We start from the raw sequence: 22837 nt of genomic DNA, 5'->3' as shown, positions 1-22837 counted from the left end.
AGTCCGTTCGACCGCGGGTGGGGTGAAGGCCGCCCGGCGAAGGCCCGGCCGCGCCGCGAGACGTCGGCGGGCCGGGCCCCGCACCGCTCAGCCCGCCGTGCAATAGGCGAGCCGCCGGTCAGAGCGCCGCGCCGCCCACACCGCGACCACCAGGGCCAGCGCCCACAGCGGATAGTTCATCGCGATCTTCGAGACCGTCAGCCACAGCACCTCGTCCCGTTCGTACAGTCGCTGGAGCACGATGAACCGGATCGCGAAGACGACGGCCAGGACCGCCGTGGCGAGGTCGTAGCCGCGCAGCGACGCCGGGTCGTGGCGCCAGGACGGCCCGGCGCCGCGGATCGCGCTCCAGACCACGCCGACCAGCGGCCGGCGGATCAGGATCGAGATCGTCAGCAGCAGTGCGGCCACGCCGTACCAGGCGATGTCGGCGAGGAAGAAGTCGCGGGCCTCGCCGCTGCGCGCGGCCAGGAGGCCGGAGACCGCCACGCCGATCAGGCCGCCGGCGGCGGGGCGCAGCGACTGGCCACGGTACGCGCGCCACAGCGCGACCGCCAGGGCCACGGCGACCGCGGTGGCGAGCGCCGGGTAGAGCCCCCACAGCCCGTTGGCCGCGACCAGCGCGACCGGCGGCAGGGACGACTGCACGAGGCCGGGGAAGCCACCGGTGCGCTCCCACAGCTGGTCGAATCGGTTACTCATCGTTCGTCCTTCCCGGTGCCATCGATGCCCGCGCACGGGCCGGATCGTCGCCGTAGCCGACCAGCAGCCGCAGCGTCATGTCGTCGAGCACGAAGCGCACCTGGTCGAGCGGGAGCAGCCCGGCGACGGCCATCGCGACCAGGCCCTGCCGCATGCTCCACAGCTGCGCGGCCCACATCTCCGCCGCCGCGGGCAGCTGCCCGGCCTCCGGGAACCGGCCGGCGGCGACGCACCGGCGGACCAGCGCGACCAGCCGGCGATAGGTCCCCACGCCGAGGTCGTCGTCCTCCGGCGGGCGGTCGACGAACATCGCGCGGTGCAGGTGTGGACTGCGCACGCCGTCGGTGAACAGCACGTCGCCGGCCGCGACCAGGTCGGCCACGGGATCGGCCGAGACGGGCAGCGCGTCCAGCCGCGCGTTGAGCCGGCCGAAGCCCTCCTCGCGGACCGCCCGGTGCAGCGCGGCCATGCTCGGGAATCGGCTGAACACGGCCATGGTGGAGGCGCCGACCTCGGCCGCGAGCCGGCGGCTGGTGAGCGCGGCCGGGCCCTCCTCGGCGATGATCCGGGCGGCGGTCTCGATCAGCCGGGTGCGGAGTGCGGGGTCGGCGGTCCGTGGGCTCATGCCCGGAAAATATCAGCGTTATATAACGGCGGTACAGAAACCCGGGCCGGGATTTCAGATGCCGCCGGTTACGACCCGGTCTTCGGCGCGAAGCCGGTGACGGCGGAGCCACCGCACCTGGCGGAAGCGGCGGCTCCGGACGGTGACCCGCGGATCGGACGAGCCCGCTCAGGACACCGCGTTGTAGGCCAGGACCCCCCGGTTGACCACGCCGATCGCCTGCCGGGCGGTGGTGCGTACGTCCTCGGACGCGCCGGCCGCCTGGGAGATCTGCCCGAGCAGGTCCACCACCATGCGCGCCCACCGGACGAAGTCGCCGGCCGGCATGTCGCCGTCCAGGTTGTGGCCGCTGGCCAGCACGCGCTCCAGCGACTCGCCGCGCGCCCACCGGTAGATCGGCCAGACGAAGCCGAGGTCGGGCTCGCGGGTCAGCTCCAGACCGCGGGACGCCTCCTCGGCCTCCAGCTCGGCCCAGATCTTCGTGGTCGCCTCCACCGCGTCCGCCACCGGGCCGCGCGGCACCGACGCGCGTTCGTCACCCTCGCGCCGCGCCTCGTAGACCGCGACCGACACGGCCGCGGCCAGCTCCGCCGGGGCCAGGCCCTCCCAGGTGCCGCGCCGCAGGCACTCCGCGACCAGCAGGTCCGTCTCCGTCCAGATCCGGGCCAGCATGCGCCCGGCGTCGGTGACCTCGCCGGACTCGGAGAGGTATCCGCGCACGGTGAGCATGCCGCAGACCGCGTCGAAGGTCCGGGCCAGCGAGCCGGTCCGCCCCGCGACCTTGTCCCGCAGCGCGTCGGTGTCCCGCTCCAGCCGGTGCCGGCGCTCGGCCCAGCGCGCGTGCTCCTCCCGGTCCGGGCACTGGTGGCAGGCGTGCTGGCGCATCTGGATGCGCAGCAGCGACAGCTCGTGGTCGTCGGCCGCGCCGGAGCGGGTGCGATTGCGCCGGCCCTCGCGCCGGTCCAGGCCGGTCGCGGTGACGGCCGCGGCCAGGTCGCGGCGGGCGGCGGGCGAGCGCGGGTTGAAGTTCTTCGGCACCCGCACCCGGTCCAGCACCTCGACCAGGCCGGGGAAGTCGCTGGCCGGCACCCGGCCGGCCCAGCGGTCCTGGGTGAGCACCATCGGCTTGGGCTCGCCGAAGCCGCCCACGCCCGGGTCGATCACCACGGCCAGTCCGGCGCGCCGGCCGGACGGGATGCGGATGACGTCGCCGGGCCGCAGCTTGGACAGGGACGCGGCGGTCTCCGCGCGGCGCTGCGCCTGCCCCTGCCGGGCGATCGCGCGCTCCCGGTCCGCGATGGCCACCCGCAGCCCGAAGTACTCGTTGAAGTCGCCGTGGTGGCAGCGCACCTCGTCGTCGTACCCCTGGATGGTCTTGACGTTGTTCTGCACCTGGCGGGCCAGGCCGACGACCGAGCGGTCCGCCTGGAACTGCGCGAACGACGACTCCAGCAGCTCGCGGGCCCGGGCGATGCCGACGCTGCCGACCAGGTTCGCCGCCATGTTGTAGGAGGGGCGGAACGAGCTCTTGAGCGGGTACGTCCGGGTGGAGGCCAGCCCGGCCACGTGCCTCGGGTCGACCTCCGGCGACCAGACGACGACCGCGTGCCCCTCCACGTCGATGCCGCGGCGCCCGGCCCGGCCGGTGAGCTGCGTGTACTCCCCCGGTGTGAGGTCGACGTGCGCCTCGCCGTTGTACTTGACCAGCCGCTCCAGCACCACGCACCGGGCCGGCATGTTGATGCCCAGCGCCAGCGTCTCGGTGGCGAAGACCGCCTTGACCAGGCCGCGGACGAACAGCTCCTCCACGACCTCCTTGAACGCGGGCAGCATGCCGGCGTGGTGCGCTGCCAGGCCCCGCTCCAGCGCGTCCAGCCACTCCCAGTAGCCGAGCACGGTCAGGTCCTCGCCGGGGATCGCGGTGATCCGCTCCTCGACGATCGCCCGGATCTCCTCGCGCTCGTCCGGCGTGGTCAGGCGCAGCCCGGCGGCCATGCACTGCTGCACGGCGGCGGCGCACCCGGCCCGGCTGAACACGAAGATGATCGCGGGCAGCAGGTCGGCGCGCTCGAGCCGCTCGATCACGTCGAAGCGCAGCGGCGGCTGCCACCGCTTGTTCCGCCCGCCGCGCCCGCCGCCCCAGCCGGGCCCGTGCGTACGGTCGCCCATCTCCAGCCGGCGCAGTTGCTCACGCGTGTAGCGCAGCAGCTCCGGGTGCACGTCGTGCTTGCGGGCCGCGTCCGCGTCGTGGAACAGGTCGAACATCCGGCGGCCGACCAGCATGTGCTGCCAGAGCGGGACCGGGCGGTGCTCGGAGACCACGACCTCGGTGTGGCCCCGCACGGTGACCAGCCAGTCCGCGAACTCCTCCGCGTTGGACACGGTGGCCGACAGCGACACCAGCGTGACGGTCGAGGGCAGGTGGATGATCACCTCTTCCCAGACCGCGCCGCGGAACCGGTCGGCGAGGTAGTGCACCTCGTCCATCACCACGTACGCCAGGCCGTCCAGCGCGGCGGACCCGGCGTACAGCATGTTCCGCAGGACCTCGGTGGTCATCACGACCACCTGCGCGTCGCCGTTGATGACGTTGTCGCCGGTCAGCAGGCCGACGTTCGCCGCGCCGTACCGGTCGACGAGGTCGTGGTACTTCTGGTTGGAGAGCGCCTTGATCGGCGTGGTGTAGAAGCACTTCTTGCGGGTGTCCGCGGTCAGCGCCAGGTGCACCGCGAACTCGCCGACCACGGTCTTGCCCGCGCCGGTCGGGGCGCAGACCAGCACGCCGCTGCCGCGCTCCAGCGCCTGGCACGCCTCCCGCTGGAAGTCGTCGAGGTCGAAGCCCAGGTCGGTGGAGAAGTCATCCAGACGGGGGAACTTCGCGGACTCCGCGGCCCGCCGGCGAGACGCCGCATACCGCTCAGCGGGAGATGTCACGTGCTCAACATTAGCCGAGGCCCCACGATCTTGGCTTTTCTCTTTTCCGGCGGGCCTGGTCACACGGCGCGGCGCGATGGCGGTACGCACCGTGAGGAGGGCCGTGGAGCACCACCAGATATGGTTCACGACGTGGCGGATCACGACGAGCGTTCGAACGGGACGAGCCCGGCGGAGGTGGAGCCGCCACGAGCGATCGAGGGCATCCTCTTCGACTTCCACGGCACGCTCGCCCAGGTGGAGCCGCCGGTCGACTGGGTCCTCGCGGCCGCGGGCGCGTGCGGCGCGGCGCTCGACCCGGGCCGCGCGACCGCGCTGGCCGACCGGCTGATCACCGCGGGCCGGGCCGGCGGGCCGCTCCCCCGGCGCATCCCGCCGCAGCTCGCGGAGGTGTGGGCCGAGCGCGACCTGTACGCGCACTGCCACCGGGCCGCGTACACCGGGCTCGCCGACACTGTGGACTCCGGGATAGCCGGCTTCGCGGAGGCGCTCTACGAGCGGCTGCTGGTGCCGGCGGGCTGGGCGCCGTACTCGGACGCCGCCGCCACGCTGGCCGCGCTGCACGAGCGCGGCGTGCCGATCGCGGTGGTCAGCAACATCGGCTTCGACATCCGCCCGCACTTCGCCGCCTGGGGCCTCGACCGGTACGTGGACGCGTTCGTGCTGTCCTACGAGGTCGGCCGGATCAAGCCGGACCCGCAGATCTTCGAGAAGGCCTGCAAGATGATCGGCGTCCCGCCGGAGCGCGCCCTGATGGTCGGCGACTCCGCCGCGGACGCGGGCGCGGTCAAGGCCGGCCTGGCCACGCTGGTCCTCCCGGCCGCCGAGCCGGGCCGCGCCAACGGCCTCTGGGCCACGCTGGCGCTGACGAATTAACCTCGGCCGATGAGCCTGGACCTGGACATCGCCTCCGTCGCCGACGACCCCGCGCGCCGCGAGCTGGACGACCGCCTGGAAGGGCTGTGGCCGGAGTTCATGCGGCACGACCCGGTCTCCGCGCTGTACTACACCGACTGCAAGGACGCGTTCCCGGAGCATGCGCTGGTCGCGGTGGACCGGGCCACCGGCGAGCCGGTCGCGCACGGGTTCTCCGTGCCGTTCTCGTTCGACGGTGACCTCGCGGACGGGCTGCCCGAGACCGGGTGGGACTGGGCGATCCTGCGCGCGGCCCACGACCGCCTCCGGGGCGGCACGCCCACGATCGTCTCCGCGCTGGAGATCGCGATCCGGCCGGACCTGCGCGGCGGCGGCATCTCGGCCCGCATGCTCGCCGCGATGCGCGAGAACGTGACCCGGCTGGGCTTCACCGACCTGGTCGCGCCGACCGGCGCCTGAGACGGTGGAGGCCCCCGAGCCGGGTGGCTCGGAGGCCTTCGTCATCGCCTCGTGTGCCCGAGGCTTCTCTCGACGGTAACACCTTCACCGCCGGCCGGCCCGGACCCGCGCGGTGCGCACACGGACGCGGCCGGCAGCGGGAACGCTGCCGGCCGCGTCATCGTGCGGAAGGTGCCGGATCAGGTCATGTCGTCGAAGCGCCGTTCGATCGGCGTCGGACGGACCGGCTCGATCGGCTCGATCGGGCCGGAGGCGGACACCGGGCCGCTGGCGGTGACCGGCTCGCTCGCGCCGACCCGGCTGCCCGCGGTGACCGGCTCGGCGTCGCCCAGGTCGAGCGGTGACACCTGGTCGTCGTCGAGGCCCTCGTACAGCGACTTGCCGCGGCCGCGGCGCTTGTCGTTGAGCAGGGCCACGCCGACCGCCATGAAGTACAGCACGGAGAGGGCGAGGGCCAGGATGGTCATGCCGAACGGGTCCGGCGTGGGGGTGACGACGGCCGCGAACAGGAAGAACGCGAACACCGCGATGCGCCACCAGGACAGCAGCCGCTTGCCGCTGGTGATCCCGACGACGTTCAGCATCAGCGCGAGCAGCGGGAACAGGAACGCGACGCCGAACAGCAGGATCAGGCTGGTGACGAACGAGATGTACCGCGTGACCTCGAGCTGCGTGTCCAGGCCGGTGACGCCGGACTGCAACAGGAACAGCAGGCCCTTCTCCACCACGAAGTAGGCCAGCACGGCACCGCCGGTGAACAGCGGCGCGGCGATCGCGACGAACGCGTACGCGTACCCCCGCTCGTGCTTGTGCAGGCCCGGCGCGATGAAGGCCCAGAGCTGGTAGAGCCACACCGGTCCGGAGACGATCAGTCCGACCCAGAGCGCGATCTTCAGCTTCAGCAGGAAGCCGTCGGCCGGGCCGAGCTGGGTCATCGGGCAGCCGCCGTCCGGCTCCAGGATGCCGGGCAGGTCGCAGTACGGCTGCTTGAGCAGCTCGAAGACGTAGTCACTGAGCCAGAAACCGACGCCGAAGCCGACGACCACGGCCAGGGAGGCCCGGAACAGCCTGCTCCGCAACTCCCTGAAGTGCTCGATCAGGGTCATCTCGCCGTTGGCCGCCTGCTCGAACTTGGACGGCCCCTTGTCACGGCGAGGCAGGGCGAGACGCACGGCTCAGATCAGCGGTCGCGAACGTGATCGGCCGCGGGCGTGGTCTGCGGCGTGATCACGTCACCCTGGAGCGGCGCGCGCCCGTTCTTCGCGTCCGCCTTGTCGGCCAGGTCGTCCGGCGCGTCCTTGCCGTCGTCGACCATGCTCTTGGTCTCCGCCTTCAGGATGCGCATCGAGCGGCCGAGCGAGCGGGCCGCGTCGGGCAGCCGCTTCGCGCCGAAGAGGAGGATGAGCACCACCACGAGGACGATGATGTGCCACGGCTTGAGGAACTGCATTTCAGACTCCAACTCGGTGTCGAGGGCTGCCCGTCGACATCAGGCGCCGTGCCCATCGTACGTGCGGATCAGCCCGTTGCCACCAGGCCTGCACGCTTCACAGGGCAAGCACAGGGATGACGTGAGAATCCTTTTGCTGGACGTAGTCTCTGCCACCCGCAACCGCACGTCAACAGGCCGCCGGACGGCAGGATCGCGGAGCGCCGCCCGGTTACGGCAGGCCCGCCTTGATGGCCGTGACCCGGTCGGCGGCCTTCCCCGCCTGCTCCGCCACGGCCAGCGTCCGCTCCTGCAGCGCCTCGGCCCGGACCTGCAGCCGCTCCAGCGCCTCCTGCTTGAGCAGCAGCCGCCGCACGGCGCGGTGCAACTCCGGCACGCGCGCCAGCACCGGGCGCACGGCCAGCCCCAGCACCAGCACCGAGAACAACGCCACACCGATCACGATCCACAACACCATGACCCAAACCCTAGTCAACGGGTACGGAGTACGCAGCGAGCGCCGCGGCCGCCTGCTCCCGGATGCCGGTGATCAGCTCGGGCGGGCTCACCACCGTCACCTCCGGGCCCAGGCCCAGGATCAGCCGGCGTGCCCAGTCCAGGTCCGTGACCCGCATGGTGACCAGCCAGTCCTCGCCGGACGTGCCGCGCTCCACGTTCTCGCACGGGTAGTACTCGGTGATCCACCGCTCGGACCGGCCGACCCGGAGCGTGATCAGCGGCAGCTCGGCGCCGGGCCGGAACACGCCCGCGCTCAGGTCGTGCGGGCGCGCCTCGGCCGGCGGCGCGGCGGGCTCGTCCAGCTCGGTCCAGTCGTCGATCCGGTCCACCCGGAACAGCCGCGTCGCCTCGGCCCGGCGGCACCACGCCTCCAGGTAGGCCCAGCCGCCCACGTTCACCACCCGGATCGGGTCGACCACGCGCTCCGTGGTCTGGTCCCGGGACGCGGTGTAGTACGTGATCCGCAGCGCCCGGCCGCGCTCGACCGCGCCGCGCACCCGGTCGACCTTCTTCGAGTTGCCGGTCATCCGGACCGCGACCGGCGCGTCCGCGTCCGCCCCGGCCGCCGACTCGATCTTCGCCAGCGCGCGCTCGATCGCGTCCCGGTTCGCCATGCCCGGCGTCTCGGCCAGCATGCGCAGCGCCACGACCAGCGCGAGCGCCTCGTCCGGCGTGAGCCGCAGCGGCTTGCCGATGCCCGCGTCGTAGGTGATCGTGACGTTGTCGCCGTCGAACGCCATGTCGATCAGGTCGCCGGGGCCGTAGCCGGGCAGGCCGCAGACCCAGAGCAGCTCCAGGTCCTCGCGCAGCTGCTTCTCCGAGACGCCCAGGTCGGCGGCGGCCTCCACGATCGCGATGCCGGGGCGGGCCAGCAGGTAGGGCACCAGGTTGAGCACGCGGCCGAGCCGGTCGGCGGACGCGCGGGACGCGGACGGCGCGGTGGTCACGCGGGCACCTCCTCGGTCCGGGCGACGAACTCCTTCAGCCGCTGGATGACCGCGTCGCGCAGCTCCGGCGGGTCCAGCACCTGCACCTCGGGACCGTATCGGACCAGCGTGCCGGCCAGGCGCTCGGTGTCCGCGTACCGAATGACGATCTTGTCCTTGGGGTCGTCGCCCCGCCCCGGCTCGACCACCCGCGCCCAGCGGCGCAGCCCGGCGCCGACGCCCGGCGTGATCAGCAGCGTGGCCCGGCCGGTCCACTCCACCGGCCCGGAGAAGCGCGAGACGTGGCTGATCAGGTCCAGGTCCGCGGGCGGCGTGAACGCGTCCGGCCGGCCGGACGGGCGCACCTTGCCGACGATCCGGGACAGCCGGAAGCAGCGCACCGCGCGGCGGTCGAGGTCGTGACCGACCACGTACCACCGGCCGCGCCAGCACACCACGCCCCACGGCTGCAGGCGGCGGGTGGCCGGCTCGTCGCCCTCGGGCGCCCGGTAGTCGAACGCGACCGCGCGGCGCTCGCGCGCGGCCGTGGTCAGCGGCGCGAACGCCGGGTCGACCGTGACGACCGGCTCCACACCCAGCGTGGCCTGCGGGTCCATGTCGATGCCGGCGGCGCGCAGCTTCGCCAGGCCGGAGGAGGCGGCGGCGGCCAGCCCGTGATGCTGCCAGAGCCGGCCCGCGATGCCGACGGCCGCGGCCTCGTCCGGTTCGAGCGGGATGTCCGGCAGCGCGTAGTCCCGGTGGGCGATCCGGTAGCCGGGCTCGGCGTCGAACACGCTCTCCGTCCCGGTCTCCAGCGGCACGCCGAGCTCTCGCAGCTCCGCCTTGTCCCGCTCGAACTTGCGCTGGAACGCCTCGTGCTCGCGCGGGTCCTCCGGATCGTGCTCGTACCCGGGCACGGTCGCGGCGATCTGCGCGGCGGTCAGGAACCGGCGCGTGGACAGGAGGCAGATGACCAGGTTGACCAACCGCTCGGTGCGGATGCGCGACACGCCCGCAAAAGTAGCAGTGCCGCGCGGGACGACGCGCCCCGCGGCATCCCCCATCCGGTTAGGTTTCCGTCATCCGGGTAAGCGGGCCCCTCGTAGCCCCTCCAGAGAACGCGAAGGTCGACTTCACCGACACCGCCACCGGCGCGGAGCTCGAGTCCGCCGCCGACCTGGCCGAACGCCGCCTCCGCGAGCGATACCCCACCATCGCGTATGTCTTCCTCGACCCGACCCGCGGCGCTGTATAGGGTCTTCCCTCATGATTCGGTGGCGGTCCGGGACGGTGGCGGCGCTCCGGCGCGCCTGGGACGGCGCCAGCGAGCTGTCCGTGACCGTGGACGGCGAGACGGTCAAGGCCCTGGCCTACACCCCGCTGGTCGGTGAGCCCGCGGTCGGCGACCGGGTGCTGCTCAACGTGGGCGCGCTGGAGATGGGCCTCGGCACCGGCGGGTACGCGCTGGTCGTCGCGCTGCCGGACAACCTCCCCGGCTCGGACCTCACGTCCGGCCGCGACCACGGCCACCTGGTCAAGGCCCGTTACACGCCGCTGCAGGCGATCCTGATGGGCGCGGACGAGGAGGCCTCCCCGTACCGTGCGGTGCTCGCCGAGGCCGACGACCTGGACGGCATGCCCGTGGTCCTGGCCGACCTGCACTCCGCGCTCCCCGCGATCCTGGCCGGCATCGTCGCGCACCGCCCCGGCGCGCGCGTCGCCTACCTGATGACCGACGGCGGCGCACTCCCCGCCTGGTTCTCCCGCACGCTGTCGGCCCTCAAACCCCACCTCGCCGGTACGGTGACCGCCGGCCAGTCCTTCGGCGGCGACCTCGAGGCGACCACCGTGCACAGCGGCCTGCTCGCCGCCCGCCACGCCCTCGGTGCCGACGTCACGATCGTCGCGCAGGGCCCCGGCAACCTCGGCACCGGCACCCGCTGGGGGTTCTCCGGCGTCTCCGTCGGCGAGGCCGTCAACGCCGTCAACACGCTCGGCGGCCACGCCGTCGGCTCCCTGCGCATCTCCGACGCCGACCCGCGCCCCCGCCACCACGGCATCTCCCACCACAGCCTCACCGCGTACGGCCGCGTCGCCCTGACGCCCGCCGACCTGGTGGTGCCCGACCCGCTGCCGTCGTCCGTGGCGGACGAGGTCGAGTCCGGCCTGCGTGCGCTGGCCGGGCGGCACCGGATCGTGCGCGTGCCCGCCGACGGCCTCGACGCCGCGCTGCGCGCCTGCCCGGTGCCACTGTCCACCATGGGCCGCGACCTCGACGCCGACCACGCGTACTTCCTCACCGCCGCGGCCGCCGGCCGCCATGCCGCTTCCCTGGTCCCGGGTCCTTGATCTGCGACGGCGGGCCGGGATGTCGGATCGGCGCCGCCGGCCCCTTCTCCTCCTGGGCAGGCAACGGCTCATGCCCTCAACGGCTGATGCGCGCGTCCGCGTGATGACCGACCCCGCGTGCCCATTCCCGGCACCTCGCGCGATCACCTCACGGTGTGAGCCGCAGGCACGTTATTCCGCGCGAATGAGGTGCCTGAGGCTCACAGAGCCGCGATGACGATCAGTTCCCGACGGCAATACGGCGAGATTTCCGGCGCGGAGCACCCGATCCGCTCAGGACGCGACCCGTGCCCGCGCCATGTTCGGCAGGTCCAGGTTCCCCTCCGGCCAGCTCACGTGCTGCACGAGCCGCTCGATCCGCCACCCGCCGGCCGTGCGCACCAGATGATTCGTGTACGACCCCCGCATCAGGAAGAAATCTCCGCCCTCCGCGCCGGCCAGATGGTGCTGCGCGTACATGTACGACTCGCAGACCGCCCGGTCAGCATCCTCCGGATCGAACGTGACCAGGTGATTGGGGCTGAGATGCTGTCGCGCCGTGAATCCGCTCAACGCCTCCCGCGCGAACGCCACGAACGCCTCCCGCGGGAGGTCGGCCGCCGGCATCCCCGCGTCCGAGAAGTCGATGTGCACCACCTCCGTGAGGCACCCCGCGAACAGCTCCCAGTCTCCGCGATCGATCGCCACCGCGTACCGGACGACGGTGTCACTGATCGCCTGCCGGTCCTCGATCTGCCGGACGCGACGCTCCAGGTCAGCACTCATGATCACGCCTTTCACGGTTTAGAACGAAGCCCCACACTCCACCGAGAAACGTGCGTGCGCAACAAAAAGTCGCCCTCAGCACCTTTCTTGCGCACGCACACAAAGCCGTGGCAGGATCGGCCGGTGGACCGGCTGACACAGGACGAGGACGCGGTCTGGCGCACCCTCGCGCAGGTGGTGCACCAGCTCCCCCGCGTGCTCGACGAGGACATGAGCCGCGCCGAGGGCCTCTCGATGACCGAGTTCGCCATCCTCCGCGTGCTCTCCGAGGCGCCGGATCACCGGCTGCGCATGGTCGAGCTGGCCGCGGCCACCGCGCTGTCACCGAGCCGGATCACCCGCGTCGTGGGGGATCTCGCGCGGATCGGGATGGTCAGCCGCGAGCGGCACGCCAGCGACGCGCGCGGCTCCGTCGCCGCGCTCACGGACGTGGGGCTGAAGAAGGCGGAGAGCGCGGACCCGGCGCACGTGGCGAGCGCGCGCCGATGGGTGCTCGACCACATCGACCCGGCGGACCGGCCGGCGGTGCTGCGCGCGCTGCGGCGGATCGCCGACGGGATCGTCAGCCGACGATGACGAAGATCACCCAGCCGGCCACGATCAGGCCGAGGATGGTGGCGTAGACCCAGGTCGGCACGCGGTACTCGCCGCGGCGGTTGGCCTGCACCTCCGCGACGATCCGCTCCCGGCGTCGCTCGAAGCGGTTCAGGCCGGGCCGCTCATGCTCTGGAGTCGTCATAGTCCTGCCAGCGTAAACGGGGTCCCGGGAACGCGCCCCGGGACCCCGGCACGGGTCACATGCTCGCGATCAGCCGCTCCACGCGCTCGTCGTACGCGCGGAACGGGTCCTTGCACAGCACGGTGCGCTGCGCCTGGTCGTTCAGCTTGAGGTGCACCCAGTCGACCGTGAAGTCGCGCCGCTTCTCCTGCGCGTGCTTGATGAACTCGCCGCGCAGCCGCGCCCGGGTGGTCTGCGGCGGCGTCTCCTTGGCCTCGTAGATGTCCAGGTCACCGGCGACCCGGTCGACCTGCTTGCGCCGCTCCATCAGCCCGTACAGCCCGCGCCCCCGGCGGATGTCGTGGTAGGCCAGGTCCATCTGCGCGATCCGCGGGTGCGACAGCGGCAGGTCGTTCTTCGCCTGGTACCGCTCGATCAGCTTGAGCTTGCTGACCCAGTCGATCTCGCGGGAGACCGGGTCGAGGTTGCCGCTCTCCACCGCGTCCAGCACCCGGCCCCACAGCTCCACCACGCGCTTGGCGGTGTCGTCGCCGCCGCGCCGCTCCACGAACTCGGTGGCCTTCGCCAGGTACTCCTGCTGGATCTCCAGCGCGGAGATCTCCTTGTTCGACGCGAGGCGCACCTTGCGGCGGCCGGTGATGTCGTGCGAGACCTCCCGGATCGCCCGGATCGGGTTCTCCAGCGACAGGTCGCGCATGACCACGCCCGCCTCGATCATGCGGAGCACGATGTCCGCGCTGCCCACCTTCAGCAGCGTGGTGACCTCGTTCATGTTCGAGTCGCCGACGATGACGTGCAGCCGGCGGTAGCGCTCCGCGTCCGCGTGCGGCTCGTCACGGGTGTTGATGATCGGCCGCGACCGCGTGGTGGCGGACGAGACGCCCTCCCAGATGTGCTCCGCGCGCTGGGACAGGCAGTACACGGCACCGCGCGGCGTCTGCAGCACCTTGCCCGCGCCGCAGATCAGCTGCCGGGTGACCAGGAACGGGATGAGCACGTCCGCGAGCCGGCCGAACTCGCCGTGCCGGGACACCAGGTAGTTCTCGTGGCAGCCGTAGGAGTTGCCGGCCGAGTCCGTATTGTTCTTGAAGAGGTAGATCTCCCCCGCGATCCCCTCGTCGTGCAGCCGCTTCTCCGCGTCGACCAGCAGCCCCTCCAGGATCCGCTCGCCGGCCCGGTCGTGCGCGACCAGATCGAGCACCGAGTCGCACTCGGGCGTCGCGTACTCCGGGTGCGAACCCACATCCAGGTAGAGCCGGGCGCCGTTACGCAGGAAAACGTTGCTGGACCGCCCCCAGGAGACGACCCGCCGGAACAGGTAGCGCGCCACCTCGTCCGGTGACAAACGCCGTTGACCTCGATAGGTGCACGTGACGCCGTACTCGGTCTCGAGACCGAAGATTCGCCGCTCCATGAACGAACATTAGCCCCACGTGACCCCTCCGTGGCACCTGTGTGACCCGCCCCGGCGACCATGCGCGAAAAATTCCTGCATCCGGCTAGCCTTTTGTCCGTTTCGGGGGACAAGCCCCTTCCTCTTCCCACCCCAGCCCCGGACCCCGATTTTCCCGCTTCCGGCGTGGCCGGTGCCGCATGCTCCCGCGGGCAAACCTCGCCGCGGGCTCCGACTCCGCCGGCGCTCCGCTACGCACGCGGCGACGGAGCCTGTTCCAGCGCGGCCGGGGAAACCCACGCGACGGGCGCGGCCCTCACGTCACGTGACGCGCGTGGCGTCCGTTCCGGGCCGCAACGGATCCTCGCCCACGGCGGAAGCCGCGTGGTCGTTGCCCGGCCGGGGTGCGGGACCGGCAGGGAGGAGCGCCGGCGACGACCGGTGCCCGCGGCAGCATGCGGACCGCACCGGGCCGGGAGCGGGAAGAGAGATCTCGTGGTCCTGGTCGGTGGAAGGCCGCCCGAGACGGGGCGAAGGACCGCTAGCGTTCCCAGTCGAGGAGGCGGAGGAGGTAGTCGCCGTAGCCGCTGCGGCGCAGCGGGGCGGCCAGGGCGCGGAGCTGGTCGTCGTCGATGCGGCCGGCGCGCCAGGCGGCCTCCTCGATGCAGCCGATCTTGAAGCCCTGGCGCGCCTCTATGACGCGGACGTACTCGGCGGCGTGCACCAGGTCGGCGAACGTGCCGGTGTCGAGCCAGGCGGTGCCGCGGTCGAGCACGGTCACGGTGAGGTCGCCGCGGCGCAGGTAGGCGTCGTTGATGCCGGTGATCTCCAGCTCGCCGCGGGCGGACGGGCGCAGGCTCTTCGCGATCCGCACCACGTCGGCGTCGTAGAAGTAGAGGCCGGGGACGGCGTAGCGCGACTTGGGCTTCTCGGGCTTCTCCTCGATCGAGATGACCCGGCCGGACTCGTCGAACTCGACCACGCCGTAGGCGGACGGCTCGGCCACCGGGTACGCGAAGACCCGCCCGCCGGCGTGCGCCGCGTTCTCCTTCAGCCGGTTGGGCAGGTCGCCGCCGTGGAAGATGTTGTCGCCGAGGATCAGCGCCACGTCGTCGCCGGCCAGGAACTCCTCGCCGATCAGGAAGGCCTGCGCGATGCCCTCCGGGCGCGGCTGCACCGCGTACGACAGCGACAGCCCCCACTGCGCTCCGTCACCGAGCAACCGGCGGAACTGCGCCTGGTCGTCCGGCGTCGTGATGATCAGAACCTCGCGCACGCCCGCCGTGACGAGCGTGGTCAGCGGGTAGTAGATCATCGGCTTGTCGAAGACCGGCATCAGCTGCTTCGACACCGCCTGGGTGATCGGCCACAGCCGAGACCCGGTCCCACCTGCTAAAAGGATCCCGCGCACCGGCGAATAGTACTCACGTGACACCACTACCGGCAGTCACTTCGCAATCAACCTGTGATCGACGCGAGCCATGGAACCACCGTGGCCGGTACCCACCCTGGTACCGTGGCTTGCGCTCCTGGGGCGGAGCACACGCAGAGTTTTACCTGGGGGGCCGGCACATGACCCGTTGGCTGATCACCGGCGCGGGCGGGATGCTCGGACGCGACCTCGTCGCCGCACTGACCGAGCCGACCGCGCCGTACGGACGGCACGCCCGCCGCAGCGACACGCCCGTCGAGATCACCGCCGCCACCCGCGACATGCTCGACGTCACCGACGCCGCCGCGGTCGCCTCCGCCGTCGCCGGTCACGACATCGTGATCAACGCTGCCGCCTGGACCGACGTCGACGCCGCCGAGGACCACGAGGACGTCGCCACCGACATCAACGGCCGCGCGGTGAACAACATCGCCGCCGCCTGCACGGTCAACGGCGCCAAGCTGATCCAGATCTCCACGGACTACGTGTTCGACGGCACGGCCACGAAGCCGTACGCGGAGACCCACCCCACCGCGCCGATCAACGCGTACGGCCGCGGCAAGGTCCTCGGCGAGCAGCTCGCGCTCCGCACCGGCGGTTACGTCGTCCGCACCGCCTGGCTCTACGGCGACCACGGGCCGAACTTCATCGCCACCATGCTGAAGCTGGCCGCCTCCCGCCCGAGCGTCGACGTGGTCACGGACCAGATCGGCCAGCCCACCTGGACGGCCGCGCTCGCCGAGCAGCTGGTCAAGCTGGGGACCGCGGCGCTGGCGGGCACGGCGGCGCCGGGGATCTACCACGGCACCGCGTCGGGGCAGGCCTCCTGGCACGATCTGGCGCGGACGCTGTACGACCTGGCCGGCCTCGACCCGGACCGGATCCGGCCGACCACGGCGGAGTCGTTCGCCCGGCCGGCGGCGCGACCGGCGTACAGCGTGCTCGGCCATGACGCGTGGGCGGCGGCGGGCATCCCGGTACAGCCGGACTGGCGGGTGCAGCTCGACCACGCCCTGAGCGAGCCCGGCTTCGCCGACCTCGCCAAGGCGGCGCGCTCTTAGGGCCTCCATTGCGGTTCGGGCGCGCGGGGTGCGGGTCCGGCGCGAGATTCCTTCCGGCGCGGCCGGTCTCAGCACCCGGAGGCGGTCTCAGCGTGGTTACTTCTGAACTCGCCGAGGGAACCGGGCAGGCGCGTCGCGCTCTTAGTCGCGATCTCCGGTTCGTTATGTCCGGAAAGCGGACCACGGAGGATCTCACCGGTCTGCCGATGGACTCGACCTACTGCGTGATCGACTGACTAAAGATACGTAGAGCACGTTATCCGGGCCTCATAACGTGCTCTACGTATCTTTAGTCGCCGACACAGACCACCGCAGCCGCCGGGCGCCGGAAGCGGGAAAGAACGAAACGGCCGCCGGAACGACAGCGGTCCGGCGGCCGACGGCGACGCCTACGTGTCCGCCGGTCCCTCGTCGTCCACCGCGGTGGACTCGCCCGCCGTCTCCAGGTCCGCGGACGCGGCCGAGACCGTGGGGGTGTCGGGGCCGGTGGCCGGGGCGCCGGGCTTCTCGACCGGATCGGCCGGGAGGTCGCCGCCCTCCAGGAGCGCGGTCAGCGCCTCGCCGGTGATGCGGCGGAAGGTGCGGCCCCTGCGGGTGCGGTCCAGGACCGCGACCTCGAGCTGCTTGGCGGTGATGGTCCGCGGGGAGCCGTTCTCGCCACCGACGCTGGCCAGGGACTTGACCGCGAGCTTGAGCGCGTCGGAGAGCGACAGCGTGAACTCGTGGCCGTCCTTGAGCGTGCTGGAGATGGCCTCGGCCTGGCCGCCCATCGCCATGAAGCCGGGCTCGTCCTGGACGGAGCCGTCGTACATGATGCGGTAGATCTCGTCCTGCTCGGGGGCGGCGCCGACCTGGGCCACGCACAGCTCGACCTCGAACGGCTTCTGCTGTTCGGTGAAGATCGCGCCGAGGACCTGCGTGTACGTACTGGCGATCGCGCGGCCGGTGACGTCGCGGCGGTCGTAGCTGTAGCCGTCGATGTCGGCCTTGCGCACGCCGGCGCGGCGCAGGTTCTCGAACTCGTTGTAGCGGCCGACGGCGGCGAAGCCGATCCGGTCGTAGATCTCGCTGACCTTGCGCAGCGACGTCACGTTCTCCGCGACGAGGAGGACCCCACCGGCGTAGCTGAGGACCACCGCGCTGCGGCCCCGGGCGATGCCCTTGCGGGCCAGCTCGGAGCGGTCGCGCATGATCTGCTCGGGTGAGGCGTAGAACTGCATTGCCACGGCGGCTCTCCTTCGATCAATCAGGGCTCAGAAGCGGACGGACAGCGCTTCTCAGCCGCCGGGGTTCTCGTGGCGGGCGTTGACGACGGCCTCGGCGAGCGCGGAGACCTGCTCCTCGGTCAGCCGGTGGGTGCCCTCGGCGGACGCCGTCATGACCACCGGGTAGATCTTGCGGATGAGGTCCGGGCCACCGGTGGCGGTGTCGTCGTCCGCGGCGTCGTAGAGCGCCTCGACGGCGAGCCGGGCCGCCTCGTCGGCGGAGATGCCGGGACGGTACCGCTTCTTCAGCGCGGCCTTGGCGAACAGCGAGCCGGACCCGATCGCGTCGTAGCCGGTCTCCTCGTAGACGCCGCCCGCCACGTCGAAGCTGAAGATCCGGCCGACCCGGGACGGGTCCGCCGCGGCCTGGTCGTAGCCGGCGAACAGCGGGATGACCGCGAGGCCCTGGAGCGCCGCGCCGAGGTTCTGCCGGATCATCGCGGCCAGGCGGTTGGCCTTGCCGTCGACGGAGAGCATGACGCCCTCGATCTTCTCGTAGTGCTCCAGCTCGACCTGGAACAGCCGCATCAGCTCGATGCCGACGCCGGCGGTGCCCGCGATACCGATCAGCGAGTACGCATCCGCGGGGTGCACCTTCTCGATGTCCCGGCTGGCGATCATGTTGCCCATGGTCGCGCGCCGGTCGCCGGCGAGCACGACGCCGCCCGCGAACGAGATCGCCACGATCGTGGTGCCGTGCGGCGCCACCTCGCCGGCGTGGAGGCCGGGCGGCAGCGGGCGCCGGCCGGGCAGCAGATCGGGGGCGGCGACACTCAGGAACTGGGTGAAGGAGGAGGTCCCCAGGTTGGTGAACGCATCTGGTAGACGCCCGGATGGATCAAAACCCGTTGCCACGTGTGTCCCTTCAGATATGTGATCGCCCTGTCCAGGTACGCGATGTTGTCGCGGAACTGGCCGAGGCCGCCGTTGCAGTTGAAGCACAATATCCCGCGCACCGCGCCGGTGCGATGGTCGTGATCGACGTGTTCGGGGTCCGGTGCGTCACAGATCGCACAGACCCCGTCCTGCCCGATGCCGTAGCGGCGCCGGAGGTGGCACTCACGACTGCCGCCGTGCAAACGCTCGCGGCTTTCGCGGCCGCGAGCGTTGTGACACGGCTTGCGGTAGCTGCCGTAGCCGGCTCTCCCGCGCTTGTCGCGCGGAAAATCCTCCGGCGGAACCACCCCGTCGCAGTCGGGGCAGTGCCGGTGGCCGCCCGGAATGCGGGCGGCCTTCGGGCTCACGTGGAACTCCGTCAGCGGCTTTACCGCGCCACAATCGCGGCACTGCCGTAATCCGGTGTCTCCACCCTCCCCCGAAACGGACATAGCTACCTATTCGCCGCCCTTTTGCACATAGCCCCTGACGAATTCCTCGGCATTCTCCTCGAGGACGGAGTCGATCTCGTCGAGGAGGTCGTCGACCTCCTCGGTGAGCTCGGCGACGCGCTCGGCGGTCTCCGGGTTCGCCTCGACAGTGGCCTCGTCGACCTCGTCCTGCTGGCTGCTCCTGCTGGATTGCGACTGTCCGCCGGTGTCCCTGGTAGCCATCCCGGTCCCTCCCTCGCCTCGTGCCGCGGGGCTCGACCGCCCCGGCAACATCAGGTACCTAAAACCTACCCCGCCGTTATGACGAAAAGGCTCGCCCAAGCGCGTGTTTCGCGCTCAGCCGAGCCCTTCCGTCACGCGTGGAGCTTCTACGTCGTCGGCTTCTGCCCGCCGGTCAGCGCCTCGAGCAGGTCCTTGGCGCTCTCGCAGCGCTCGAACAGCGCCCCGACGTGCTTCTTCGTGCCGCGCTCGGGCTCCATCATCGGCACCCGGACCAGCGACTCCCGCCCGATGTCGAAGATCACCGAGTCCCAGCTGGCCGCGACCACCTCGGACGCGTACTGCGCCAGGCACTTGCCGCGGAAGTAGGCCCGGGTGTCCTCCGGCGGGTTCACCATCGCGTCCCACGTCTCGCGCTCGTCGAGCAGCGTCTTCATCGAGCCGCGCGCCACCAGCCGGTGGTAGAGGCCCTTCTCCGGCCGTACGTCCGAGTACTGCAGGTCCACGAGCTGGAGCTTGTGCGAGGCCCAGCCGAGCCCCTCGCGCTCCCGGTACCCCTCCAGCAGCCGCAGCTTGGCCACCCAGTCCAGCTCGTCCGCGCAGGTCATCGGGTCGCGGCCGAGCTTGTCCAGGATGGTCTCCCAGCGGTTGAGCACGTCCGTGGTGGGCTCGTCCGCGTCGGTGCCGAGCCGGTCGTCCACGAAGGCCTTGGCCCGCTCGAAGAAGGCCCACTGCAGGTCGAGCGCGGTCAGCTTGCGGCCGTCGCGCAGCCGGACCAGGTGTTGCAGCGACGGGTCGTGCGAGATGTTCTTCAGTTCGGAGACCGGGTCGGCGATGCCGAGCTCGCCGGTGAGCGCCTTCTCCTCGATCATGGACAGGATCAGCGCGGTGGTGCCGACCTTCAGGTACGTGGAGATCTCGGACAGGTTCGCGTCGCCGATGATGACGTGCAGCCGGCGGTACTTGTCCGCGTCCGCGTGCGGCTCGTCCCGGGTGTTGATGATCGGCCGCTTGAGCGTGGTCTCCAGCCCGACCTCGACCTCGAAGAAGTCGGCGCGCTGGGAGATCTGGAAACCGGTGCCGGAGCCGTCCTGGCCGATGCCGACCCGGCCGGCGCCGCAGACGATCTGCCGGGTCACGAAGAACGGCGTCAGGTACGCCACGATGTCCGCGAACGGCGTCTGGCGGCGCATCAGGTAGTTCTCGTGGGCGCCGTACGACGCGCCCTTGTTGTCGGTGTTGTTCTTGTACAGGTGGATCTGGTGCGCGCCCGGGATGGTGGCCGCGCGCCGGGCCGCCTCGGCCATCACACGCTCGCCGGCCTTGTCCCAGCGCACCACGTCCATCGGGTTGGTGACCTCGGGCGTGGAGTACTCCGGGTGGGCGTGGTCGACGTACAGCCGGGCGCCGTTGGTCAGGATGACGTTGGCCAGGCCCAGATCCTCGTCGGCGAGCGCCTCCGCCGGGTCGTAGGCGGCGCCGGAGTAGGTGAAGCCGCGCGCGTCCCGCAGCGGCGACTCCTCCTCGTAGTCCCAGCGGGTGCGCCCGCCGCGGTTGAGCTCCGGCCGTGCACCGTAGGCGTTGACCACCTGTGAGGAGGTCACCATCGGGTTGGCGCCGGGCTGGCCGGGCACGGAGATCCCGTACTCGACCTCGGTACCCATGATCCGACGAACAGACATAAAGAGACCTCCCCATCACCCGTCGAGAGAAGCCTAGCCCCTACGAGGGGTGACGAAACGTGTCGGCACATGGATAAAAAGAAACGGGCGGCCCCGCGGGCCGCCCGTTCCACAACGACACTTACAGATACTGACCGGTGTTCGACGCGGTCTCGATGGACCGGCCGGCCTCGGCGCCCTTGCCGCCGGAGACGAGCGTACGGATGTAGACGATCCGCTCGCCCTTCTTGCCGGAGATCCGGGCCCAGTCGTCCGGGTTCGTCGTGTTCGGCAGGTCCTCGTTCTCCCGGAACTCGTCGACGCACGCGTCCAGCAGGTGCTGGAGGCGCAGGCCCTTGCGTCCGGAGGAGAGGAACTCCTTGATCGCCATCTTCTTGCCGCGATCGACGATGTTCTGGATCATGGCGCCGGAGTTGAAGTCCTTGAAGTACAGGACCTCCTTGTCACCGTTGGCGTAGGTGACCTCGAGGAACCGGTTCTCCTCGGTCTCCGAGTACATCCGGAGCACGACCGACTCGATCATGGCGGCGACCGTGGCGTCCGCGTCGTTGCCGTGCTCGGCCAGGTCGTCCTCGTGCAGCGGCAGGCCGCTGAGGATGTACTTACTGAAGATGTCCTTGGCCGCCTCGGCGTCCGGACGCTCAATCTTGATCTTCACGTCCAGCCGGCCCGGGCGCAGGATGGCCGGGTCGATCATGTCCTCGCGGTTGGAGGCGCCGATGACGATGACGTTCTCCAGGCCCTCCACGCCGTCGATCTCCGACAGCAGCTGGGGGACGATCGTGTTCTCCACATCGGACGAGACGCCGGTGCCGCGGGTGCGGAACACGGAGTCCATCTCGTCGAAGAACACGATGACCGGGGTGCCCTCGCCGGCCTTCTCCCGTGCGCGCTGGAAGATCAGCCGGATGTGCCGCTCGGTCTCGCCGACGTACTTGTTGAGCAGCTCCGGGCCCTTGATGTTCAGGAAGAAGCTGGTGTGCTTCTCCTTGCCCTGCCGCTCGGCGATCTTCTTCGCCAGCGAGTTCGCCACGGCCTTGGCGATGAGGGTCTTGCCGCAGCCGGGCGGGCCGTAGAGCAGGATGCCCTTCGGCGGGCGCAACTGGTGCTCCCGGAACAGGTCGGCGTGCAGGAACGGCAGCTCGACCGCGTCGCGGATCTGCTCGATCTGGGAGTGCAGGCCACCGATGTCGGAGTAACCGACGTCCGGCACCTCCTCCAGGACCAGCTCCTCGACCTCGCTCTTCGGGATCCGCTCGTACGCGTAGGCCGAACGGGGCTCGATCATGAGCGAGTCACCGGCCCGCAGCGCGGAGCCGATGAGCGTGTCGGCGAGGTGCACGATGCGCTCCTCGTCGGCGTGCGAGATGACGAGCGCACGGTCACCCGGGCCGCCGGTGGGCGACTCCAGGATCTCCTTGAGCATCACCACCTCGCCCACGCGCTCGAAGCCGAACGCGTCGACGACGTTCAGCGCGTCGTTGAGCAGGACCTCCTGCCCGCGCTGAAGCTCGTCCACCTCCAGAGAGGGTGACACCGCCACGCGCAGCTTGCGCCCACCGGTGAAGACGTCGACGGTGCCGTCCTCATGGCGGGTCAGGAAGACACCGTAACCGCTCGGCGGCTGCGCCAGGCGGTCGATCTCCTCCTTCAGCGTGACGATCTGGCTGCGGGCCTCCTTGAGGGTGGCCACCAGTCGCTCGTTGTTCTCCGACAGCCGGGAGAGCTGCGCCTGCGTTGCCGCGAGCCGCTCCTCGAGCTGCCTTACGTGACGGGGGCTTTCGGTCAGCTTGCGCCGCACCAGAGCGAGTTCCTCTTGAAGAAACGCGACCTGCGTGGAGAGATCGTGGGCCTCTTTCTCCCACCGTGCGGCGCGCGAGTCCGCGTCGTCGCTACGTGCCACGTCCCACCTCCCCGGGGGCTCGAACGTCTTGAGATAACACTAGCCGCAAAAGCCGGGATTCCAACCCACGCAACACCCTCGTCACCGAAGCTTGATCAGTTGTGTCCATGCGATCACAACCGGTCATCAGGGCCGGAACATGCCCCCGGAGTGCGAAAACTTCCATCGGATGGCGCGAAAACCCCCGAAGAACACCAACCCACATCAGCGGTACGGAGTGAGTCCTCCCAC

Annotated in this window: 23 protein-coding genes; 5 read left to right on the top strand and 18 right to left on the bottom strand. The window is 71.1% G+C overall.

Features of this window, described 5'->3' with window-relative positions; all coding sequences use genetic code 11:
* Window positions 1–87 precede the first annotated feature (87 nt).
* The 3 genes from J2S41_RS06865 to J2S41_RS06855 form a co-directional block, all read right to left on the bottom strand.
* Window positions 88–702: a DUF3159 domain-containing protein gene (locus J2S41_RS06865; RefSeq protein ID WP_310364486.1), complete on the bottom strand. Its 615-nt coding sequence runs from the start codon at window positions 700–702 to the stop codon at window positions 88–90.
* The gene (locus J2S41_RS06860; protein WP_310364484.1) at window positions 695–1327 is read right to left on the bottom strand and encodes a TetR/AcrR family transcriptional regulator; all 633 of its coding nucleotides are present in this window, start codon (window positions 1325–1327) and stop codon (window positions 695–697) included. The genes J2S41_RS06865 and J2S41_RS06860 overlap by 8 nt, the downstream gene beginning before the upstream one ends.
* A gap of 168 nt (window positions 1328–1495) precedes the next feature.
* Window positions 1496–4261 (bottom strand): DEAD/DEAH box helicase, encoded by a 2766-nt coding sequence (locus tag J2S41_RS06855; protein WP_310364483.1) that lies wholly within the window; start codon window positions 4259–4261, stop codon window positions 1496–1498.
* Window positions 4262–4381: 120 nt separating this feature from the next.
* Here J2S41_RS06855 and J2S41_RS06850 point away from each other — a divergent pair, with 120 nt between their 5' ends.
* Window positions 4382–5137, top strand: coding sequence for an HAD family hydrolase (locus J2S41_RS06850; protein ID WP_374728114.1), 756 nt, complete (start codon window positions 4382–4384; stop codon window positions 5135–5137).
* A gap of 9 nt (window positions 5138–5146) precedes the next feature.
* Complete coding sequence (locus J2S41_RS06845) at window positions 5147–5596, top strand: hypothetical protein (RefSeq protein ID WP_310364480.1); 450 nt, start codon at window positions 5147–5149, stop codon at window positions 5594–5596.
* A gap of 179 nt (window positions 5597–5775) precedes the next feature.
* On the opposite strand, the gene tatC is transcribed toward J2S41_RS06845, so the two are convergent.
* From tatC to J2S41_RS06820, 5 genes are all read right to left on the bottom strand, one after another.
* Window positions 5776–6702, bottom strand: a complete 927-nt coding sequence (tatC, locus tag J2S41_RS06840) for a twin-arginine translocase subunit TatC (protein ID WP_310376312.1) — start codon at window positions 6700–6702, stop codon at window positions 5776–5778.
* 74 nt (window positions 6703–6776) lie between these two features.
* The gene (gene tatA / locus J2S41_RS06835; RefSeq protein WP_310364477.1) at window positions 6777–7046 is read right to left on the bottom strand and encodes a Sec-independent protein translocase subunit TatA; all 270 of its coding nucleotides are present in this window, start codon (window positions 7044–7046) and stop codon (window positions 6777–6779) included.
* 211 nt (window positions 7047–7257) lie between these two features.
* Window positions 7258–7503 carry a hypothetical protein gene (locus tag J2S41_RS06830; RefSeq protein WP_310364476.1) on the bottom strand — a complete coding sequence of 82 codons (246 nt, stop codon included), beginning with the start codon at window positions 7501–7503 and terminating at the stop codon, window positions 7258–7260.
* A 10-nt stretch (window positions 7504–7513) separates the two neighbouring features.
* Entirely contained in the window at window positions 7514–8491 is a 978-nt protein-coding gene (locus J2S41_RS06825) for a helix-turn-helix transcriptional regulator (RefSeq protein WP_310364475.1), read from the bottom strand.
* Window positions 8488–9480, bottom strand: a complete 993-nt coding sequence (locus tag J2S41_RS06820) for a helix-turn-helix transcriptional regulator (RefSeq protein ID WP_310364471.1) — start codon at window positions 9478–9480, stop codon at window positions 8488–8490. The genes J2S41_RS06825 and J2S41_RS06820 overlap by 4 nt, the downstream gene beginning before the upstream one ends.
* 256 nt (window positions 9481–9736) lie before the next feature.
* Between J2S41_RS06820 and J2S41_RS06815 the strand changes: the two genes are divergently transcribed.
* A complete protein-coding gene (locus J2S41_RS06815; protein ID WP_310364469.1) occupies window positions 9737–10819 on the top strand; it encodes a DUF3866 family protein in 1083 nt (360 codons plus the stop codon).
* A 273-nt stretch (window positions 10820–11092) separates the two neighbouring features.
* Here the strand turns inward: J2S41_RS06815 and J2S41_RS06810 are convergent, their stop codons facing one another.
* On the bottom strand, window positions 11093–11584 hold the full coding sequence (locus J2S41_RS06810; protein ID WP_310364467.1) for a nuclear transport factor 2 family protein: 492 nt from the start codon (window positions 11582–11584) through the stop codon (window positions 11093–11095).
* Window positions 11585–11707: 123 nt separating this feature from the next.
* Between J2S41_RS06810 and J2S41_RS06805 the strand changes: the two genes are divergently transcribed.
* Entirely contained in the window at window positions 11708–12160 is a 453-nt protein-coding gene (locus J2S41_RS06805) for a MarR family winged helix-turn-helix transcriptional regulator (protein WP_310364465.1), read from the top strand.
* On the opposite strand, the gene J2S41_RS06800 is transcribed toward J2S41_RS06805, so the two are convergent.
* From J2S41_RS06800 to rfbA, 3 genes are all read right to left on the bottom strand, one after another.
* Entirely contained in the window at window positions 12147–12323 is a 177-nt protein-coding gene (locus J2S41_RS06800) for a hypothetical protein (protein ID WP_310364462.1), read from the bottom strand. The genes J2S41_RS06805 and J2S41_RS06800 overlap by 14 nt on opposite strands.
* Window positions 12324–12378: 55 nt before the next feature.
* The gene (gene pafA, locus J2S41_RS06795; protein WP_310364459.1) at window positions 12379–13737 is read right to left on the bottom strand and encodes a Pup--protein ligase; all 1359 of its coding nucleotides are present in this window, start codon (window positions 13735–13737) and stop codon (window positions 12379–12381) included.
* 520 nt (window positions 13738–14257) lie between these two features.
* Window positions 14258–15127, bottom strand: a complete 870-nt coding sequence (gene rfbA, locus J2S41_RS06790) for a glucose-1-phosphate thymidylyltransferase RfbA (protein ID WP_310364456.1) — start codon at window positions 15125–15127, stop codon at window positions 14258–14260.
* 161 nt (window positions 15128–15288) lie between these two features.
* Here rfbA and rfbD point away from each other — a divergent pair, with 161 nt between their 5' ends.
* Window positions 15289–16209, top strand: a complete 921-nt coding sequence (rfbD, locus tag J2S41_RS06785) for a dTDP-4-dehydrorhamnose reductase (protein WP_310364454.1) — start codon at window positions 15289–15291, stop codon at window positions 16207–16209.
* A gap of 389 nt (window positions 16210–16598) precedes the next feature.
* Here rfbD and prcA read toward each other — a convergent pair whose 3' ends face one another.
* The 6 genes from prcA to arc form a co-directional block, all read right to left on the bottom strand.
* The gene (gene prcA / locus J2S41_RS06780) at window positions 16599–17435 is read right to left on the bottom strand and encodes a proteasome subunit alpha (RefSeq protein ID WP_310364453.1); all 837 of its coding nucleotides are present in this window, start codon (window positions 17433–17435) and stop codon (window positions 16599–16601) included.
* 51 nt (window positions 17436–17486) lie between these two features.
* Window positions 17487–18329: a proteasome subunit beta gene (gene prcB / locus J2S41_RS06775; protein ID WP_310364450.1), complete on the bottom strand. Its 843-nt coding sequence runs from the start codon at window positions 18327–18329 to the stop codon at window positions 17487–17489.
* Complete coding sequence (locus J2S41_RS06770) at window positions 18248–18718, bottom strand: endonuclease VII domain-containing protein (protein WP_310364448.1); 471 nt, start codon at window positions 18716–18718, stop codon at window positions 18248–18250. Before J2S41_RS06770 ends, prcB begins: the two co-directional genes overlap by 82 nt.
* A 90-nt stretch (window positions 18719–18808) precedes the next feature.
* The gene (locus J2S41_RS06765; RefSeq protein WP_310364447.1) at window positions 18809–19024 is read right to left on the bottom strand and encodes a ubiquitin-like protein Pup; all 216 of its coding nucleotides are present in this window, start codon (window positions 19022–19024) and stop codon (window positions 18809–18811) included.
* 146 nt (window positions 19025–19170) lie between these two features.
* A complete protein-coding gene (gene dop, locus J2S41_RS06760) occupies window positions 19171–20703 on the bottom strand; it encodes a depupylase/deamidase Dop (RefSeq protein WP_374728113.1) in 1533 nt (510 codons plus the stop codon).
* 121 nt (window positions 20704–20824) lie between these two features.
* A complete protein-coding gene (arc, locus tag J2S41_RS06755) occupies window positions 20825–22606 on the bottom strand; it encodes a proteasome ATPase (protein WP_310364441.1) in 1782 nt (593 codons plus the stop codon).
* Between the last annotated feature and the right edge of the window lie 231 nt (window positions 22607–22837).

The organism is Catenuloplanes atrovinosus (assembly GCF_031458235.1).
In the GTDB taxonomy this organism is placed as follows: domain Bacteria; phylum Actinomycetota; class Actinomycetes; order Mycobacteriales; family Micromonosporaceae; genus Catenuloplanes; species Catenuloplanes atrovinosus.
The sequence above is the reverse complement of the archived record's forward strand: the minus strand, read 5'-3'. Positions and strand labels throughout refer to the sequence as shown.

Bases quoted from the DNA above. Each gene is read 5' to 3' on its own strand.
- J2S41_RS06765 (WP_310364447.1), bottom strand. From the start codon at position 19,024: ATGGCTACCAGGGACACCGGCGGACAGTCGCAATCCAGCAGGAGCAGC.
- J2S41_RS06800 (WP_310364462.1), bottom strand. From the start codon at position 12,323: ATGACGACTCCAGAGCATGAGCGGCCCGGCCTGAACCGCTTCGAGCGA.
- J2S41_RS06845 (WP_310364480.1), top strand. From the start codon at position 5,147: ATGAGCCTGGACCTGGACATCGCCTCCGTCGCCGACGACCCCGCGCGC.
- J2S41_RS06830 (WP_310364476.1), bottom strand. From the start codon at position 7,503: ATGGTGTTGTGGATCGTGATCGGTGTGGCGTTGTTCTCGGTGCTGGTG.
- J2S41_RS06860 (WP_310364484.1), bottom strand. From the start codon at position 1,327: ATGAGCCCACGGACCGCCGACCCCGCACTCCGCACCCGGCTGATCGAG.
- rfbD (WP_310364454.1), top strand. From the start codon at position 15,289: ATGACCCGTTGGCTGATCACCGGCGCGGGCGGGATGCTCGGACGCGAC.
- J2S41_RS06815 (WP_310364469.1), top strand. From the start codon at position 9,737: ATGATTCGGTGGCGGTCCGGGACGGTGGCGGCGCTCCGGCGCGCCTGG.
- J2S41_RS06865 (WP_310364486.1), bottom strand. From the start codon at position 702: ATGAGTAACCGATTCGACCAGCTGTGGGAGCGCACCGGTGGCTTCCCC.
- tatA (WP_310364477.1), bottom strand. From the start codon at position 7,046: ATGCAGTTCCTCAAGCCGTGGCACATCATCGTCCTCGTGGTGGTGCTC.
- J2S41_RS06850 (WP_374728114.1), top strand. From the start codon at position 4,382: ATGGTTCACGACGTGGCGGATCACGACGAGCGTTCGAACGGGACGAGC.
- J2S41_RS06810 (WP_310364467.1), bottom strand. From the start codon at position 11,584: ATGAGTGCTGACCTGGAGCGTCGCGTCCGGCAGATCGAGGACCGGCAG.
- dop (WP_374728113.1), bottom strand. From the start codon at position 20,703: ATGTCTGTTCGTCGGATCATGGGTACCGAGGTCGAGTACGGGATCTCC.
- tatC (WP_310376312.1), bottom strand. From the start codon at position 6,702: ATGACCCTGATCGAGCACTTCAGGGAGTTGCGGAGCAGGCTGTTCCGG.
- pafA (WP_310364459.1), bottom strand. From the start codon at position 13,737: ATGGAGCGGCGAATCTTCGGTCTCGAGACCGAGTACGGCGTCACGTGC.